The organism is Cupriavidus sp. C1SS-2L, from assembly GCF_057073735.1.
In genome coordinates, this window is sequence record NZ_CP172709.1 from 1,866,260 (window position 1) to 1,883,522 (window position 17,263).

Here is a 17,263-nt window from a genome sequence, read left to right on the forward strand (position 1 = left end):
ATGCCCGATTGCCCGCAGGCGCGATTGCACCCGCTCTGGCGTTGGGGCCGGTCTTCTACGAACGGCAAGATTCGTACCGCGTCACAGCGTCGCCGCGCGGGCGCTGGCGCGGCTTTGTGATCTTCGGGGCATTGCAACGATTGCACACCATGTAAGGGATGCAGGGTGACGGCTGTCTAGTTGCGTGCGGCCACAGGCGGTCGCGATGGCGGGCCACATGATGTACAAACCGATCCGCCTCTCCGAACAGCATTGCGCCTCCTTTCCAATGACCACGCCTGTGCTATGGTTGTTATGACCTTTTCGTGGAGTTCGCCGGTGTGGCTTCGGGGTCGCCAGACGACGGGGGCGAAGATGGTGCGTTTGAGCATGGAAGGACGCGAGCTGGAAGCACCGCCCAATTGCTCGATCCTGCAGGCCTTCCTCCATGCCGGCGAAACGCTGGTCGAGGGTGTCGGCTGCATGGGGCAGGGCGTATGCGGGTCCTGCCGCGTCATGGTGCGCCGCAGCGGCGACCAGGAAGTCAGGACCGCGCTCGCTTGCGAGACGCTGGTCGAGGAGGGCATGCAGGTCGCCTTCCTCGATTACTTCACGGTGTCGGCGCGCCACGTGTATCGCATCGAAGAATTCAGCGACAGCTGGCAAGTCCTGGGTGCGATTTCACAGACCTTTCCCGAGGCCGCGCATTGCCGCCACTGCAGCGGCTGCGATCGCGCGTGTCCAAAAGGTCTGGAAGTCCAGCAGGGCGTGAACTTTGCGGTGGAAGGAAACCTGGCCGCGTCGAGCCGTGTGTTCGACGAGTGCGTCATGTGCAATCTCTGCACGCTGGCGTGTCCCGAGCATATCCGTCCCAACCACCTTGGCCTGTTCGTGCGGCGCGTGATCGCGGCGAACTCGCTGCGTCCGGCCAATCTCATGCGGCGCCTGCAGCAGATCGAGCGCGGCGAAATGGGCATCGATTTCGATGCGCCGGGCGCCCGCCCGCCGCGCTGACGGGGGCGAACCGTCATGCCAGCCGGCATCCCTTACGAAGACGCGCGCCAGCGCTATCGTCCGGGCGCAGAGCACGCGGTGCGCAGCGACGACATGCCCGTCGACGCATTGCTCAAGGCCTATCATCCGGACCATGGCGCGAACGCGCATGTCCCGCTGGCCGTTGGCGTCAACCGCGGGGAGTCGTGCCAGCCTGACCTCGCGCGCTATCTGCAGGCCAATGCGCTGATCGACGATGTCGACATCGCCGGCGCGCAACTGGCGACCACCGACGTGCTCGTCATCGGCGGCGGGGGCGGCGGGTGTGCCGCAGCGCTGACCGCGGCAAAGCAGGGGGCGCGCGTGATTCTCGCCACCAAGTTGCGCCTTGGTGACAGCAACACCGTCATGGCCGAAGGCGGCATCCAGGCCGCCATCGGCGAGGACGACAGTCCTCAGCTGCATTTCGAAGACACGCTGCGGGCCGGGCATTTCTGCGGCGAGCCCGAACTTGTCGCTCAGATGGTGATGGACGGGCCCGACGTGATTCGCTGGCTGATCCGGCTCGGCATGATGTTCGACCAGGAAGAGGACCGGCTTATCGGCAGCAATCTGCTGCGCAAGAAGCCAGGCGGTGCGTCGGCCGCGCGCATTCTTTCGTATCGCGACTACACCGGGCTCGAGATGATGCGCGTGCTGCGCGAGGCGGTCGACCTCGATTCCGGCATCGACGTGTGGAACCGTTGCCCTGCGGTCGAACTGCTGTCCGACGAGCGCGGGCGCTGCGCTGGCGCGGTGATCTACAACCTGGAGTTGCGCACCTTCGTGCTGGTCCGCGCGCGGTCCGTGATCCTGGCCACGGGCGGCGCGGGGCGACTGCATCTGAATGCGTTCCCGACTTCGAATCACTATGGTGCGACTGCGGACGGTCTTGTCCTTGCCTATCGTCTCGGCGCGCGCCTGCGCGAACTCGATTCGTTCCAGTACCACCCGACCGGCATCGCGTATCCGTCCCACCTGGCGGGTGGGCTGATTTCGGAAGCAGCGCGTTCCGCGGGCGCAAAACTGCTCAATGGCAACGGCGAACGCTTCGTGGAGGAACTCAAGCCTCGCGATGTCGTGGCCTCGGCCATCTTGCGCGAATGCGCCGAGGGGCGAGGCATCGACCGCGATGGCCAGGTCGGCGTGTTCCTCGACACGCCGACGCTGGAAATGCAGAACCCGGGCATCCTTTCCAGGCGGCTCGTGACGCTGCGGCATCTCGCGCACAAGTGTGGGTTCGATGCGGCACAGGAGCCCTTCATGGTCTACCCAACCCTCCACTACCAGAACGGGGGCGTGGCGATCGGGAAGGACGGCGCGACGAGCGTGCCTGGCCTTTATTGCGTGGGCGAAGTCACGGGCGGCATTCACGGACGCAACCGCCTGATGGGCAATGCGCTGCTCGATATCCTCAGCATGGGCCGGCATGCCGGCGCCAGCGCCGCGTCAGCGGGCGGCAACGCCATGGCCAACCGCGCCGGCATCGGCCACGTGCATGCCTGGCAGCGGGAACTGACGCTCGCCGGGCTGCCGCTGCACGTCCAGGCACCGCTGCTGTTCCCCGGCTACGCGCATTTCGATCTGCGCGTCGACGCGGCCCGCAGCCCGGGCGCGTGGGGCCGGGCGCCCGGTGGCATCCGTTAGCGATAGGGCGATAGCGATCGGCGGAGCGCGTCATGGAAAAGCTGAATCAGGTCTTGCTTAAGGAGGACATCCGGGTCGGCGCAGACCTGCAGGCCTGGCTTGCGCGTGGTGGCGGAGAAGGGCTGGCCAAGGCTTTGTCCAATCCGGATGCGATCCTTGCGGAGATCGAACAGGCCGATCTGCGCGGCATGGGCGGCGCAGGGTTCCCGACGCACCGCAAGTGGAGGCCAGTTGCTGCTGCAGCCGCGGTCGACAAGTACATCATCTGCAATGGCAACGAAGACGAACCCGGCACGTTCAAGGACCGCTTCCTTCTGGAGCACACGCCGCACCAGGTCATCGAGGGCGCGCTGATCGCGGCGGCAGCCACGCGGGCCAATCATGTCGTGCTCTACGTCAATCCGCATCAGCCACTGTCGCTCGAAATGACGCGGCAGGCGGTGCAGCAGTGGCAAACACATGCGCAACTCGCCGAACTCGAGCGGCTGCTCGGCGGGCCGCTGACGCTGCGGGTCGTGCCGAGTTCCGGCCTGTACATCGGTGGCGAGGAAACGGCCGTGATAGCCAGCGTCGAGGGTACGTTCCCATTTCCGCGACGCAAGCCGCCTTATCCCGCCGACAGCGGCGTGCACGGCGCGCCGACCATCGTCAACAACACCGAGACGCTCGCCCACGTGCCGGGGATACTTCGCCACGGCGCGCAGTGGTATCGCGCGCTCGGCGTCGCTCAGGCGGCAGGGACCAAGCTCTATTCGCTGTCGGGCGACGTCCTGCGCCCGGGGCTGTACGAGCTGCCGATGGGCACCAGCCTGGAGACACTGATCTTCGAGTTTGGCGGCGGCATGCTGCAGGGCAAGGAATTCAAGGCTGTCTTCACGGGCGGGCCGTCCAACACGCTGCTGACCAAGCGCGATCTCGACGTAGCGCTGGATTTCGACTCGGTGCGCAAGCGGCGCTCGCGCCTGGGGACCGGCGCGATGATCGTCGTATCGGAGGGCTCCAGCATCGTCCGCAAGGTGGCCGAGTATGTGAGCTTCTTTGCGCAAGGTTCCTGCGGCCAGTGCCCGCCGTGCAAGGGGGGCACATTCCAGCTGATGCGATTGCTCAACCGGATCGACACGGGCCGCGGCGTGCGCGCCGACCTGGAGGCGCTGGAGAACCTGTGCCGCATCCTTCCCGGCAGCGGTCGCTGCGGGCTGATCGACGGCGCTGTCACGGTGGTAGACAGTTCGCTTCACCAGTTCCGCGATGAATATGAGTCGCATCTGATGGCATAGACGGCAACGGCAATCAGCGGCCCGGCCGTTCACGGGACGGTCGGTCCGCACGCAGAGGAGTCCACCATGTCCTACAGGGCATCGTATGCGTTGTGCCTGGCAATGGTCTTGATGAGCGGATGTGGCCGGGAACCGGAGAAAAGCCCGGCCCCCCAGACGGGCGCGGCAGGGAGCAGCGATGCCAGCGCGGCCGCCGCGTCGCCACGCGCCGACGACCTGCCGCCCCTCGGACGGCCCGGTCGGTTCCAGATCGTGAGCAACGCCCAGGCCCGCGGAGGTGCCTTCCTGCTTGATACGCAGGCCGGCCGCGTCTGGCAGTTGAGGGACTTCCCGGGGTTGCAGGGGGCGCCGAGCGCGTGGCAGGAAATGACCATCATCGACGACAAGAGCGGGATGGGAGTTACGACTGCCCAGTTCCAGAAACTCTACCCGCAGCGCCAGTTACCGCCTTCCCGGCAAGGGGACCGACACCGCCGCTAAGCAGCGGCAGCGTCGGATCGACGCACCGGTCGGTGAGTGTCGAATGCCGCACAACATCGGGATAAAAACTTTGCTTATCTCGGCGATGGAAAGATTTCATTTCGGAATGCTCCGGCTGCACATAGAGTTGACACGAGGATGGATACTGAGCACTTGTGCCGCTGGAACGCAGCGGCTCGGGCGAGCATGTACTTGTCATATAGGTAATGCCTTTTCTTTCGGGCGCTGAGCCCGTCGCGGTGCCCGGCAAACGGGCGATTTGGGGGGATGGCAATGGATCCGTGGACAACGCGCTCGCTCCGCTGCGCCAGGGCTTGGCTGCTCGCAGTTCTGGCGTTGCTATCGTTTGCCGTCCATGCGCAGGACACGTCCGCGCCGGCTACTACGTTCAAGCCGGAGGAACTCGAGGCACTGGTCGCCCCGATCGCCCTGTATCCCGATTCGGTGCTGGCCCAGGTGCTGATGGCCTCCACGTACCCGCTCGAGATCGTGCAGGCGGCGCGCTGGGTCAAGGCCAACCCGAAGGTCAAGGGCGACGATGCGGTCAAGGCCGTCGCTGACCAGCCGTGGGATGTCAGCGTCAAGTCGCTGGTGGCGTTCCCGCAGGCGCTGGAGCCGATGAACGACAAACTCGACTGGACCCAGAAGCTTGGCGATGCCTTCCTCGCCCAGGAGAAGGACGTGCTTGCCGCGGTGCAGCGACTGCGGGCCAAAGCCCAGCAGACCGGCAACCTCAAGTCGAATGAACAGCAGAACGTGATTGTGGAGCAAGCCCCCGCGCAGGCGCCCGTGCAGGGTCCCGCACCGTCGCAGGCGGCGGCTCCGCAGACCGTCGTGCGGATCGAGCCGGCCAATCCTGAAGTCATCTACGTGCCGTCCTACAACCCGACGGTGGTCTACGGTTCGTGGGGATATCCATCCTATCCGCCGTACTACTGGCCGCCGTATCCCGCTTACTATCCGGGCGCCGCGCTGGCCACGGGCTTTGCCTGGGGCGTCGGCCTCGCGGCAGCGGGGGCAATCTTCGGCGGCTGCAACTGGGGCGGGGGCGACGTCAATGTGAACGTCAACCGTGCTACCAATATTGACCGCAACTTCGACCGGACCAAGGTGCAGAACGGCAAGTGGAACCACGATGCCTCGCACCGCAAGGGCGTGGCGTACCGGGACAACGCATCGCGTGAAAAATTCGGCGGCCGGAGTTCCGCCGGGGCCGACAGGCGCAATGATTTTCGTGGCCGCGACGGTCTTGGTGATCGCGGCGGCGCTGGCAACCGCGGTGGCGTCGGTGACCGGGGCGGCGTAGGCGATCGAGGCGGCGTAGGAGACCGGGGCGGCGTAGGTGATCGAGGCGGCGTCGGTGACCGAGGCGGCGTAGGTGATCGAGGCGGCGTAGGCGACCGGGGCGGTGTAGGAGACCGCGGCGGAGTCGGTGACCGCGGTGGCGCCGGCAACCGCGCAGGCGTGTCGGACCGTCAGGCCGGCGCTGGCGGGCGCGGAGGCGCTGCAGGCGGCGGACGCGACAACGCGTTCCAAGGCGTGGGCGGCGGCGGCGCTTCGCAGCGTGATGTCGACCGCGGCAGGTCCAGCATGCAGTCCACGGGCTATCGCCAGAGTGGCGCCAGCCATGGCGGCGGCGGAGGTTTTTCCGGCGGAGGCGGCCGTGGAGGTGGTGGCGGAGGCTCCTTCAGCGGTGGCGGCGGCCGTGGAGGCGGCGGCTTTGGTGGCGGCGGTGGCCGTGGCGGTGGCGGTGGCCGTGGTGGCAGGCGCTAAACGGAGGGGCCGGATCATGAACTCGATACTGCGACATACTCCGTATCCGCGCCACGCCAGGGGCCGCACGCTCGCCGTGGCGGTGGCCATGTTGCTCTGGGGCATGGCACCTGCGTACGCGCAGAAGGACTTCAGCACACCCGAGGCCGCGATGACGGCCTTTGGGAACGCCGTGGCCACCAGCGACGATACGGCGATGCAGTCCATCCTCGGCGCCAACTACAAGACCCTGATTCCGCCGGTCGGCGCAGATATCCGCTACCGGTTCCTGGAAGCCTGGAGCCAGTCCCATGCGATTCAGCCCGACGGGGACAATCGCGCACGCATCGCCACGGGCAAGGACGGCTGGACGTTGCCGATTCCGCTGGTCAAGACCGCGAAGGGCTGGCATTTCGACACGCGCGCCGGCGTAGAGGAAATGAAGGCGCGCCGTATTGGCCGCAACGAGCTGTCGGCAATGCAGACCTTGCTGGCCGTGTGCGATGCGCAGGACGACTATGCCCGGCTGAGCCAGCAGAAGACCGGCATATCGACCTACGCCCTGAAGCTTGCCAGTTCGCCAGGCAAGCGCGACGGCCTGTACTGGCCAAGCACGCCCGGGGAACCGCAAAGCCCGCTGGGCCCGGCGTTTCTCGAGGCTGGCAAGCAAAGCCTCGGGGAAAGTGGCTACCACGGCTATCACTACAAGCTGCTGACTTCGCAAGGCCCGCATGCTCCAGGCGGCAAGTATGACTACCTCGTGAACGGCAAGCTCTTTGGCGGCTTTGCCTTGATCGCGTGGCCGGCCCGGTATGGCGATACCGGAATCAAGACCTTCATGGTGAGCTACGACGGGCGGGTGTACGAAAGCGACCTTGGTCCGAACAGCGCTGCCAAGGGCGCGGCCATCAAGTCATTCGACCCGGGGCCGGGCTGGACGGAGGTAAAGCCTGAAGTTTTGACGCGTTGACAGCCATACACGCTGTCACCTCATCCCACGCTGCTGGCGCTTGTACTGGGCACGGGTAGGCGAGAGAGCGATCCCGCTATCTCCGCTAAACTTGTGCCCGGACAGCTTCTTCAGGGTTTTGCAGCGTGGCACTTCAACAGGGTTTCATCCTGACCCGGCATTGGCGCGATACGCCGGCGGGTACCGAAGTCGAAGTCTGGCTTGCCACCGACGACGGCCCACGCCTGTTGCGATTGCCGCCGCAACCGTCCGTAGCCTTTGTGCCGGAGGCCCAGCGGCAGCGCGCCGAGGCCGTGCTGCAGGGTGACGCGACTGTCGATCTGCGTCCGCTCCGACTCCAGGACTTCAACCAGAGGCCCGTGTCTGGCCTTTACTGTCGTCAGTATCGGCAACTGGGACAGCACAGCCGCGCGCTGCGCGACGCGGGCGTGGACGTCTACGAAGCCGATATCCGGCCACCGGAGCGCTACCTGATGGAACGCTTCATCACCGCCCCGGTCTGGTACGACGGCGATGCCGATGGCAGCGGCGTGGTGCGCAACGCGCAGATGAAACCCGCCACGGACTATCGGCCGACGTTGCGGTTGGTGTCTCTCGATATCGAAACCAATGCCTTCGGCGACCTGTACTCGATCGCACTCGAAGGGTGCGGCCAGCGCCAGGTCTACATGCTGGGCCCGGCACCGTCCGTGCCCGCGGACGTCGAATTCTCGCTCGAATACTGCGAGACGCGGCCGGCATTGCTCGAACGGCTGAACGCGTGGATGGGGCGCCATGACCCCGACGCCATCATTGGCTGGAACCTCGTCCAATTCGACCTGCGCGTATTGCACGAGCATGCGCGCAAATTCCAGGTGCCGTTGCGCCTTGGCCGCGGCGGCGCCGAGATGGAATGGCGCGAGCATGGCAGCCAGCAGCACTATTTCGCCGGAGCCGCCGGCCGCCTGATCATTGACGGCATCGAAGCGTTGCGCTCCGCCACGTGGACCTTCCCATCGTTCAGCCTCGAATCGGTAGCCCAGTCACTGCTCGGCGAAGGCAAGGCGATCGACAACCCGTATGACCGCATGGACGCCATCGACCGCATGTTCGAGCAGGACAAGCCGGCGCTGGCACGCTACAACTTGCGCGATTGCGAGCTGGTGACACGGATCTTCGACAAGACGGAGTTGCTGACCTTCCTGCTGGAACGTGCCACGGTGACGGGCCTTCAGGCGGACCGCAGCGGCGGCTCGGTCGCGGCCTTCACGCACCTGTACATGCCGCTGATGCACCGCCAGGGCTATGTGGCACCCAACCTCGGCGACAAGGCGCCCGAGGCGAGCCCCGGCGGCTTTGTCATGGATTCGCGCCCCGGCCTCTACGAATCGGTGCTGGTTCTCGACTACAAGAGCCTCTATCCGTCGATCATCCGCACGTTCCTGATCGACCCGATCGGCCTGGTGGAAGGGCTTGCTCATCCCGACGATGCCGATTCCGTGGCCGGCTTTCGTGGCGCGCGGTTCTCCAGGACGAAGCACTGCCTGCCGTCCATCGTGGCCCGCGTCTGGCAGGGCCGCGAAGCTGCCAAGCGCGACGGCAACAAGCCGCTCTCGCAGGCGCTAAAGATCATCATGAACGCGTTCTACGGTGTGCTCGGATCAAGCGGCTGCCGCTTCTTCGATCCGCGGCTCGCGTCGTCGATCACGATGCGCGGGCACGAGATCATGCAGCAGACCCGGACCCTGATCGAGGCGCGCGGCTACGAGGTCATCTACGGCGATACGGATTCCACGTTCGTGTGGTTGCGCCGGGCCCGGACGGAGGCCGACGCCAGCCAGATCGGCCGCAGCCTGGTGGCCTATGTCAACGACTGGTGGCGTGATCACCTGTGGCAGACCTACGGGCTCGAAAGCGCGCTGGAACTGCAGTTCGAAACGCACTTCCGGCGCTTCCTGATGCCCACCATCCGCGGCACGGACCTTGGCAGCAAGAAACGCTATGCCGGCCAGGTGCAGCGGCCCGACGGCCGGGTCGAGATGGTGTTCAAGGGGCTGGAGACCGTGCGCACGGACTGGTCTCCACTCGCGCAGGAATTCCAGCAGGTACTCTACGAACGGATCTTCAACCGCGAGCCGTACCAGGATTACGTGAGGGATATCGTGCGCCGCACGCTGGCTGGCGAACTGGACGAACAGCTGGTGTTCCGCAAGCGGCTGCGCCGCAAGCTCGACGACTACCAGCGCAACGTGCCGCCGCACGTCCGCGCTGCGCGGATTGCCGATGCCCACAACGAACGCCACGGCCGCCCGCTGCAATATCAGCATGGCGGCTGGATCAGCTATGTGATGACCGTGGCGGGGCCGGAGCCGCTTGAAGTTCGCTCGGCGCCCATCGACTATGGGCATTACGTGACAAAGCAACTGCAGCCTATCGCCGATGCCATTCTGCCTTTCCTCGATGAGGATTTCGAGACGCTGCTCACGGGGCAGATGGCATTGTTCCCGTCATAGGGAAAGGGTTGCCTATGCCCGGGCACACTTGATGACCGTATCGAGCGTGCGCGTGGTGATGTCCTTGCCGAACGTGCGTTCGAGCAGGCTCATGAACACGGGACCTTTCTTCGGATCCGGTATGTAGACGCTGAAGATCTCCGTGGCACCGGCCTTGACGATGCTTGCGCCATCACGCTCGATGGGCAGCTTCACGTCTGGCGGCACCGGCCCGCGCAGAAACGTGACAACCCGCTTGGCCGAAGACGCAATGCTGAACTCTGCATAGGGATCCGAATCGATCAGGTCTTGTAGATAGCCCGCCGGACGGACAAAGGTGTCGAAGCTGCGGCCCAGCTCCTCTTGCATGGCCTTCCCGGCGCGCCGCTCCAGGCTGGTGAGTGACGATGATCGCGCGTTGAACACGACGTTGCCGCTGGAGAGCAAGGTTTTCACTTCGAAGAAGCCCGCCGCCTCGAAGCAGCGCTTGAGTTCGGGCATCCGGGCGTTCATCGGGCTGACGCCGCGAAGAAAGGCAATGTATCGGGGCATTGGTGATCCGGTCATGGCTGGCGCGCCGCTATGCATGTCGCGGCCAATGGCAAATGAAGTTGGCGGCTCACCGCAGCGGCTGGTCAATGATAGAGGACTGGCGCGCTGGCGCACCAAGGCACGATCCAAGAAGCGGCATTGGCGTACAGGAAAACCCCTACAGCGAAGGACAGCGTGCGGCAACTATTATTGCCACGAGTGGAAATTAATGTCGGCGTGAGTCGATGGATGGAAGCAAATCATCACGCGTCGGTAATCGCCACTGCAGCACATGGGAACTGCGCCGAGGCCATGGACAGGCAATCGGCGCGTCACACGGGAGGTTAGTCTTGATTCAGTTGGAGCAGGTATGAGCACATCAGGGACAGAAATCACGGGAAGCGGCATGGATGGATTATCAGGTCACGGAGGGTCGAGCGGAGCCGCGCACGATAGTGTGTGGCGGACAACGACTGAGCAGAACGAAGCCGCACGCATTGTGGCCGAAGTGGAGGCGCTTCCCCTTACGCCCTTGCACCGGCTTGCACGTGTCATCGTTGGGAGCGCCACCTTTTTTGATGGCTTCGATGTTCTCGCCATCGCTGCGGCGATGCCGGTGCTGATCAAGCTGTGGTCGCTATCTCCTGAGCAGGTCGGCCTCATTATCTCCATCGGCTATCTCGGCCAGCTTATTGGCTCGCTTTGCTTCTCGCACCTTGCGGACAAGTTCGGGCGCCTGCGTTGCGCCAGCCTCTCGGTGGCCTTGTTCGCACTTGGCAGCCTGGCCTGCGCGTTCGCGGGTAGCCCGATGAGCCTGATGGCATATCGATTCATTCAGGGTCTCGGGCTTGGGGGCGAGCTGCCGGTTGCGGCGACTTACATCAATGAACTGGCCAAGTCCGAGCATCGCGGACGCTTCGTGCTGTTCTACGAACTGATTTTCCCCATCGGCCTGTTTGCCGCGAGCCTGGCGGGCATGTGGGTGGTGCCCAATCTCGGTTGGCAGACGATGTTCTTCCTGGGGGCATTGCCGGCGCTGATCGCGCTTTGCATGCGTCGCTTCTTGCCGGAATCTCCAAGATGGCTCGCGTCGAAAGGCCGCTTCCATGAAGCCGATGCCGCACTGGAACGCTTTCGCAAGTACGCCAGGGCGGCGGGCGCCAACGGGCAGCCGGCTTCTCTCGAAACCAGGCACAAGACTGTGGCCAGGCAGGAGCCGCCAGCAACCTGGCAAAGCCTGTTCCGGCCGCCGTTGCTGCGCAGGACCTTTGTCCTGGTGTCGCTGTGGTTTGCCGGCGGCTTTGTGACAGCTGGTGTCACGTCGTGGATGCCGACGATCTATCGTGAGGTGTTCCACATCGACCTGGCCACGGCGCTCAAGTACGGCACCTACACGTCGTTGGCCGGCATTGTCGGCTCAGCAATGTGCGCGCTCGCGATCGACCGCTTCGGGCGCCGACTGTGGATGACCATGACCTGGATCTGCGCGGGCTTCGCGATGCTGGCTCCCGTCCTTTTCGCGCCAATGGCTCCGGCCACAACGGCGTTCTGCATGTCCCTCGCATTCGGATTCACGGCTGCCGCGTTCATCGGCTGCTATGTCTATACCCCCGAGCTGTATCCGACCGGGATCCGCACCTTCGGCGTGGGCGTGTCCAGCGCGATGCTGCGCCTGGCTTCCATCTGAGGTGTTCTGTCTAGAGCGGACACGTCTGGTTCATGCTGCAGCTAGTCGATTGAGGTAGCTTGCAGCGACTTCGCCTGGCGTTTGGTACCCCAACTTGGAATGCCGCCGTTGGCGATTGTAAAAAATTTCAATGTACTCACGAACAGAGGCCATGGCTTCCATCCGGGTGGCATACCGATGGTGGTACACCAGCTCTGCTTTCAGACTGCCCCAGAAGCTTTCCATGGGCGCATTGTCGTAGCAATTTCCCTTGCGTGACATCGATGCCTGCATGCCGAACTGCGCCAGCAACCTGCGATAGCCGTGAGCACAGTATTGGCTACCCCTGTCCGAATGATGTATCAGGCCGGGCCGCGGCCGCTTGCTACGCACCGCCCGGAACAGCGCCTCGCCTACCAGTTCCTGTGTCATTCTGGGCCCCATCGCGTAGCCCACGATCTCGCATGTGTACAGGTCCTTGATTCCTGCCAGGTACAACCACCCCTCGTCGGTTGCGATATACGTGATGTCAGTCACCCACGCGGCGTTTGGCCTGTCGGCTTCAAACTTCTGCTCCAGTAGGTTGGGCGCCACTGGCAGATTATGTGCCGAGCGCGTTGTCGCCACGAATCGACGCTTTTGCCGACACCGAATCCCCATCTCATTGCGCAGTCGGGCCAGCCGGTCACGACCGACCATGAATCCATCGCCAGCCAGTTCTCGCTGCAGGCGCCGCGTGCCATACGTCTGACGCGTGCGCTTGTGGGCCGCCCGGATCGCCAGATGCAACCGCTCCTGTTCCGGACTGAGCCCGTGAGGTCTGTGCGTCCAGTCGTAATAACCACTGCGCGAGACTCCCAATACCCGGCACATCATCTTCACCGGATACACTTCTCGCCATTGCCTCACGAACGCGTACCGGGCAGTGATTCCCTGGCGAAGTACGCTGCGGCTTTTTTTACAATATCGCGCTCCAGCTTCGCTTCTGCCAGCTCCTTGCGCAGCCTCGCATTCTCCGCCGCCAGCTCCGCCACTGTCACGCCTCCTGGTGCCGCTGTTGCTCCAGGCGCTTTGGCTCTCAACACCCAATTCGTCAACGTGCCCTTCGGAATCCCAAGACGCTGGGCGGCCGACTGCAGCGTCAGCCCCTGTTCCAGCACCAGTCTCACGGCCTCTGCCTGAAACTCTTCCGTGTACGTCTGTCTTGCCTTGCTCATCTTCGCGCGCTCCTGATCCACGATCTTAATCTAAGGACCAGGCGTGTCTGTCTCGATCAGGCTACCTCAATCATCTGTCCTTCGATGATCGGTTGGTTCGTTGCCCGCGGTTCGCTTTCCACGTCTTACGTCGTGATCGCCGGCGTCGCCTTTGCCGCGGCGCTTGCGGTCGGACTATTCGGCGAGGAGACAACCGGGCGAACGCTTGAGGACGCATCCGCGACGCCTCAGTAAGCGACTTTTTTTGCCACTAATTGCCATATATGGAAATTAGTGGCCGGTGAACAGAAGACTCAAACCTAACGGTAAAGGCGGGCTGATCATGAAGCACAGGGTTATCTCTGCGTTGGCTGTCTGTTGTGCCAACACGGCGTTCGCGCAGAGCCAGGTGACGTTGTATGGGAGTGTCGATACGTCCGTTCCGTGGATCAGCAATATCCGCGGCAACAGTACGGTTCGCATGGACGGCGGGATCTCGCAACCCGATCTGTTCGGTCTGCGCGGTTCCGAGGACCTTGGCGGTGGCATGAAGGCAATCTTCCAGCTGGAGAATGGCTTCCTGACCGACAGTGGTTCCATGATCGCCGCGGGGAAGATCTTCAACCGGGCGTCATGGGTCGGCTTGTCGGCAAGCAGCGGTACCGTCAGGCTTGGCCGCCAGGTTGACTTCGTGGCCGACAAGCTGGGCCAGTGGAGCAATGGCTACCAGCTGTTCAATTTCTACCTGTATCACCCCGGAAACCTCGACGGGTTATCGAGTCAGTTCCCGGTGGACAATGCCATCTCGTATCAATCGCCGCGCTTTGGCGGGATGCAACTCAGTGCGATGGTCGGGCTGGGCGAGGTGCCGGGTAGCAGCAGCGCCAAGCGCACCTACAGCCTTGCCGGCACATACGACGCGGACCGGCTGAGCGTCACGGTCGCCTACACGGACGCCAACGGCCGGGCCTTCGACATTGGCGGTACTACCGGTCTTCCGAATGCCCTCGGCAGGGGGCTCACACCCGGTGCCGCCATGTTCATCGATGCATTCAAGGCAGGGGGCATTGGCGGGAGCTATCGCCTTGAATCCGTGCCGCTTTCCGTGAACGCCCTCTACTCGCGTTCGACGCTGCGAGCCGGTGCGGCGGAAGGCACGATGAACGCAGCCGATCTCGGCCTGACCTGGCAAGCCACGCCAGCGGCTGCGGCCACCGTTGGCTACTCGTTCAGCAAGTTCGAGAAGACCAAATGGCACCAGCTTCATCTCGGTGGCATGTATTACTTCTCGAAGCGGACCCAGTTGTATGCGTTCTGGACGTATCAGCACGCCGTTGACGGCCTTGCGGCGATGAATGTCGTCGGTGTGTCGTCTGGCCAGAACCAGTCAGTGGTCAGTGTCGGACTACATACGTCGTTTTGAGGTGGCAGCGACCGTCCACACATCAAACAGGAGACAGGAGGCGAAATGAGATTCTTGCTGAACGCCAGGCGCGTCACATTCGACGGCGATCCGCAAACACCTTTGCTATGGGTGGTGCGCGAACACTTCAAGCTCACCGGCACCAAGTTCGGATGCGGTATCGGCATGTGTGGTGCCTGCACGGTTCACGTTGACGGAGCGCCAATGCGGTCCTGCTCCGTCCCGGTAAAGGCCGTGGATGGAAAGCAGGTCACCACGATCGAAGGACTGTCCAGGGACAGGTCTCATCCGATTCAAAGGGCGTGGATCGACAAGGATGTCCCGCAGTGCGGATATTGTCAGTCGGGAATGATCATGTCCGCGGCGGCTCTGCTGAAGAGCAATCCGACCCCCACCGACGAGCAGATCGACCAGGCGATGACCAACCTGTGCCGCTGCGCAACCTATCATCGCATTCGGGAGGCTATCCATGGCGCCGCGGCAGGCAAATAGCGGTAACACCAGCGAGGTGCGGTCACCTCGGCGACGACTTCTCCTGAAGGGCGTGGCAGCCGCGCTGGCGCTGCCCGCTGCCGGGAGCCTGGCAATACGCGTGGTCTACCCGAAAAACGACGGAGGGGCCGATCAGGCATCCGCGGAAGTCGAGGTCAGCGACTGGATCTGGATCCAGCCATCCGGTCACACCATTGTCGGCGTGTCGCAATGCGAGTTCGGCCAGGGCATCTATACCGGCTTGCCGCAAGTGCTCGCCGACGAGATGGACGCTGACTGGGAGAATATCTCGGTCAGGTTCGTTACCGGACGGGACGCGTACCGGAACGATGCCGGGGAAGAGCCATTGCAGCAGTACACCGGCGCATCGATGTCGATGACGTTCTTCTATGAGCGCATGCGCCTGGCCGGTGCGCAAGCCAGAGACGTCTTGCTGCGCGCCGGCGCGAAGCGGATGGGAGTGCGGTCCTCTCAGTGCATCACCAGGACCGGTCGTGTCATTCATCCCGCCACCGGGCGAAGCCTGGGCTATGGCGAGGTGGTCGGGGATGCGGCAAAGCTGCGCATCAGTCCCCGGCCGCGGATGAAGGTGCCATCGGAGCAGACGCTGATCGGCAAGAACCTTCGCCGCATGGACACCGCGGCCAAGGTCGACGGCAGTGCCATCTTTGGCATGGATATCGAGGTACCCGGGATGCTGGTAGGCGCGGTGCGCATGGCGCCAAGCGTGACCGGCAGCATCGTGCGCATTCGCAACGAAGCGGAGGTCCGCAAGAGGCCAGGGGTGAGCGCCATTGTGACGACGTCGCTGTGGCCGGTTGCGACACCCAATACCATCATCGTGGTGGCCGAGTCCTACTGGATCGCCAAACAGGCTGCTGATGCGCTCGAGATCGATTTCGATGCGGGTGTCGCCGGGCATGTCTCCTCGGAGCAGATCACCCGGCAGTTCCTCGCCGCGCTCGACAGCCCCAGTGCCCCGGTAGCGAGAAGGCTTGGCGATCCCGAATCCATTCTCGCGCGGAAATCCAGGCCATCCGTCATCACCGCGGACTACCAGTCTCCGTATGTCACGCATGCCACGATGGAGCCGGTCGTTGCCACGGCGCATGTCCGGGATGGCGAGATTGAGCTATGGGGGCCTTTCCAGGGACAGGATTTCCTGCGCGGCGAAGTGAGCCGGGCATTCGGCATTCCCGCGGACAAGGTGATCGTCAATACCGTCTATCTCGGCGGCAGCTTCGGGCGCAAGTACTTGCCGGATTTTGCGTTGCATGCCGCGACGGCGTCCAAGGCTGTGGGCAGGCCGGTCAAGGTGATTCGTTCCCGGGAAGACGACACGCGGCACTCCTACTACCGGCCCGGTGCGGCGGGGCGGTTCCGCGCGGTGTTGGACGAAGCCGGCATGCCGGCGGCCATGCACGCGCGAATATCCGGTCAATCGCTCTATGGCGTCATCAAGCAGGAAAAGATGGCGGCCGTGGGGGGATGGGATGAAACCATGGTCGAGTCGATCTACGACCTGATCTACCGCGTGCCCAACCTGCTGGTGGATGCCGTCGATGTCAAGCAGCCGATTCCGCTCAGCTTCCTGCGCAGTGTCGGCAGTACCTCCAGCGTCTTCTTCCTGGAAAGCTTTGTCAGCGAGCTTGCCTCGGCCGCGCACATGGATGACTACCAGTATCGGCGCAAGCTGCTCGCCGACCAGCCACTGGCCGTCAGGGTGCTCGACGCGGCCGCGCGTGCAGCGCAATGGGATCGCCCGCCAGCAAACGGCGTGTTCCGCGGCATGGCCTTCAACGTCTACACAGGACGGGGCGAGGGCTTCCAGACGTTTGTCGCGCTCGTGATGGAGCTTGAGTTGACGGCAGGAAAGGTCAGGCTCAGGCGCGCCGTTTGCGGCATCGATGCCGGCCGTCCGGTCAATCCCGGGCTGATCAGAGCCAACGTGGAGGGCGGCATCGGCTTTGCGCTGACCAACACATTCAAGAGCCAGCTGACCTTTGAGCAGGGGGCGGTCCAGCAAAGCAGCTTCCATGACTATCCGCTGCTGCAGTTGGCGGAGATGCCGCGCGTGGAGGTCGTCATTCTCGACAGTGACCGGCCGCCGCAAGGGTGCGGCGAGGTGGTGCTGGGTCCGACTGCGCCGGCTGTCGCGAGTGCCATGTTCCAGGCAACCGGACGGCGGTTCCGGTCCATGCCGCTCCCCCAGGCGGTGTAGTCCGGTGCCGGGGCGACAAATATGCACATCACGAAGTTGCTAGAATGCCGGGACGCCGGCCAGGCCGCGGCGACATGCATGCTGAAGTCAGTGTTCGTCCCTGGCCCTCGTTCTCCACCATCACTA

13 protein-coding genes are annotated in these 17,263 nt (G+C 63.9%); 11 read left to right on the plus strand and 2 right to left on the minus strand.

Annotated features, from left to right (window positions below; translation table 11 throughout):
• The first annotated feature begins 354 nt into the window (after positions 1 to 354).
• From ACIGJG_RS26285 to ACIGJG_RS26315, 7 genes are all read left to right on the plus strand, one after another.
• Entirely contained in the window at positions 355 to 993 is a 639-nt protein-coding gene (locus tag ACIGJG_RS26285; protein ID WP_140948912.1) for a 2Fe-2S iron-sulfur cluster-binding protein, read from the plus strand.
• Positions 994 to 1,008: 15 nt separating this feature from the next.
• A complete protein-coding gene (locus ACIGJG_RS26290) occupies positions 1,009 to 2,658 on the plus strand; it encodes an FAD-binding protein (protein WP_011300705.1) in 1,650 nt (549 codons plus the stop codon).
• A 32-nt stretch (positions 2,659 to 2,690) separates the two neighbouring features.
• The gene (locus ACIGJG_RS26295; RefSeq protein WP_483673308.1) at positions 2,691 to 3,935 is read left to right on the plus strand and encodes a complex I 51 kDa subunit family protein; all 1,245 of its coding nucleotides are present in this window, start codon (positions 2,691 to 2,693) and stop codon (positions 3,933 to 3,935) included.
• A gap of 66 nt (positions 3,936 to 4,001) precedes the next feature.
• A complete protein-coding gene (locus tag ACIGJG_RS26300; RefSeq protein ID WP_011300703.1) occupies positions 4,002 to 4,415 on the plus strand; it encodes a hypothetical protein in 414 nt (137 codons plus the stop codon).
• 273 nt (positions 4,416 to 4,688) lie between these two features.
• Positions 4,689 to 6,188 (plus strand): DUF3300 domain-containing protein, encoded by a 1,500-nt coding sequence (locus ACIGJG_RS26305; protein ID WP_140948911.1) that lies wholly within the window; start codon positions 4,689 to 4,691, stop codon positions 6,186 to 6,188.
• A 16-nt stretch (positions 6,189 to 6,204) separates the two neighbouring features.
• Positions 6,205 to 7,137 carry a DUF2950 domain-containing protein gene (locus ACIGJG_RS26310; RefSeq protein ID WP_011300701.1) on the plus strand — a complete coding sequence of 311 codons (933 nt, stop codon included), beginning with the start codon at positions 6,205 to 6,207 and terminating at the stop codon, positions 7,135 to 7,137.
• 125 nt (positions 7,138 to 7,262) lie between these two features.
• Complete coding sequence (locus ACIGJG_RS26315; RefSeq protein WP_220630202.1) at positions 7,263 to 9,629, plus strand: DNA polymerase II; 2,367 nt, start codon at positions 7,263 to 7,265, stop codon at positions 9,627 to 9,629.
• A gap of 12 nt (positions 9,630 to 9,641) precedes the next feature.
• On the opposite strand, the gene ACIGJG_RS26320 is transcribed toward ACIGJG_RS26315, so the two are convergent.
• Positions 9,642 to 10,160 (minus strand): DUF1697 domain-containing protein, encoded by a 519-nt coding sequence (locus ACIGJG_RS26320; protein ID WP_011300699.1) that lies wholly within the window; start codon positions 10,158 to 10,160, stop codon positions 9,642 to 9,644.
• A 436-nt stretch (positions 10,161 to 10,596) separates the two neighbouring features.
• Between ACIGJG_RS26320 and ACIGJG_RS26325 the strand changes: the two genes are divergently transcribed.
• Entirely contained in the window at positions 10,597 to 11,826 is a 1,230-nt protein-coding gene (locus ACIGJG_RS26325; RefSeq protein WP_483673309.1) for an MFS transporter, read from the plus strand.
• A gap of 30 nt (positions 11,827 to 11,856) precedes the next feature.
• Here the strand turns inward: ACIGJG_RS26325 and ACIGJG_RS26330 are convergent.
• A protein-coding gene (locus ACIGJG_RS26330) for an IS3 family transposase (RefSeq protein ID WP_483673311.1) occupies positions 11,857 to 13,022 on the minus strand; the annotation gives its coding sequence in 2 pieces (ribosomal slippage) (positions 11,857 to 12,758 and positions 12,758 to 13,022; 1,167 coding nt in all).
• 322 nt (positions 13,023 to 13,344) lie between these two features.
• On the opposite strand from ACIGJG_RS26330, the gene ACIGJG_RS26335 reads away from it, so the two are divergent.
• Genes ACIGJG_RS26335 through ACIGJG_RS26345 form a run of 3 tightly spaced genes read left to right on the plus strand, consistent with a single transcriptional unit; the run spans position 13,345 to position 17,137 of the window.
• Positions 13,345 to 14,424 (plus strand): porin, encoded by a 1,080-nt coding sequence (locus ACIGJG_RS26335; RefSeq protein WP_220630204.1) that lies wholly within the window; start codon positions 13,345 to 13,347, stop codon positions 14,422 to 14,424.
• Between the two features lie 45 nt (positions 14,425 to 14,469).
• Positions 14,470 to 14,916, plus strand: a complete 447-nt coding sequence (locus tag ACIGJG_RS26340; RefSeq protein ID WP_220630205.1) for a (2Fe-2S)-binding protein — start codon at positions 14,470 to 14,472, stop codon at positions 14,914 to 14,916.
• On the plus strand, positions 14,894 to 17,137 hold the full coding sequence (locus ACIGJG_RS26345; RefSeq protein ID WP_483673312.1) for a xanthine dehydrogenase family protein molybdopterin-binding subunit: 2,244 nt from the start codon (positions 14,894 to 14,896) through the stop codon (positions 17,135 to 17,137). The genes ACIGJG_RS26340 and ACIGJG_RS26345 overlap by 23 nt, the downstream gene beginning before the upstream one ends.
• The last annotated feature ends 126 nt before the right edge of the window (positions 17,138 to 17,263 follow it).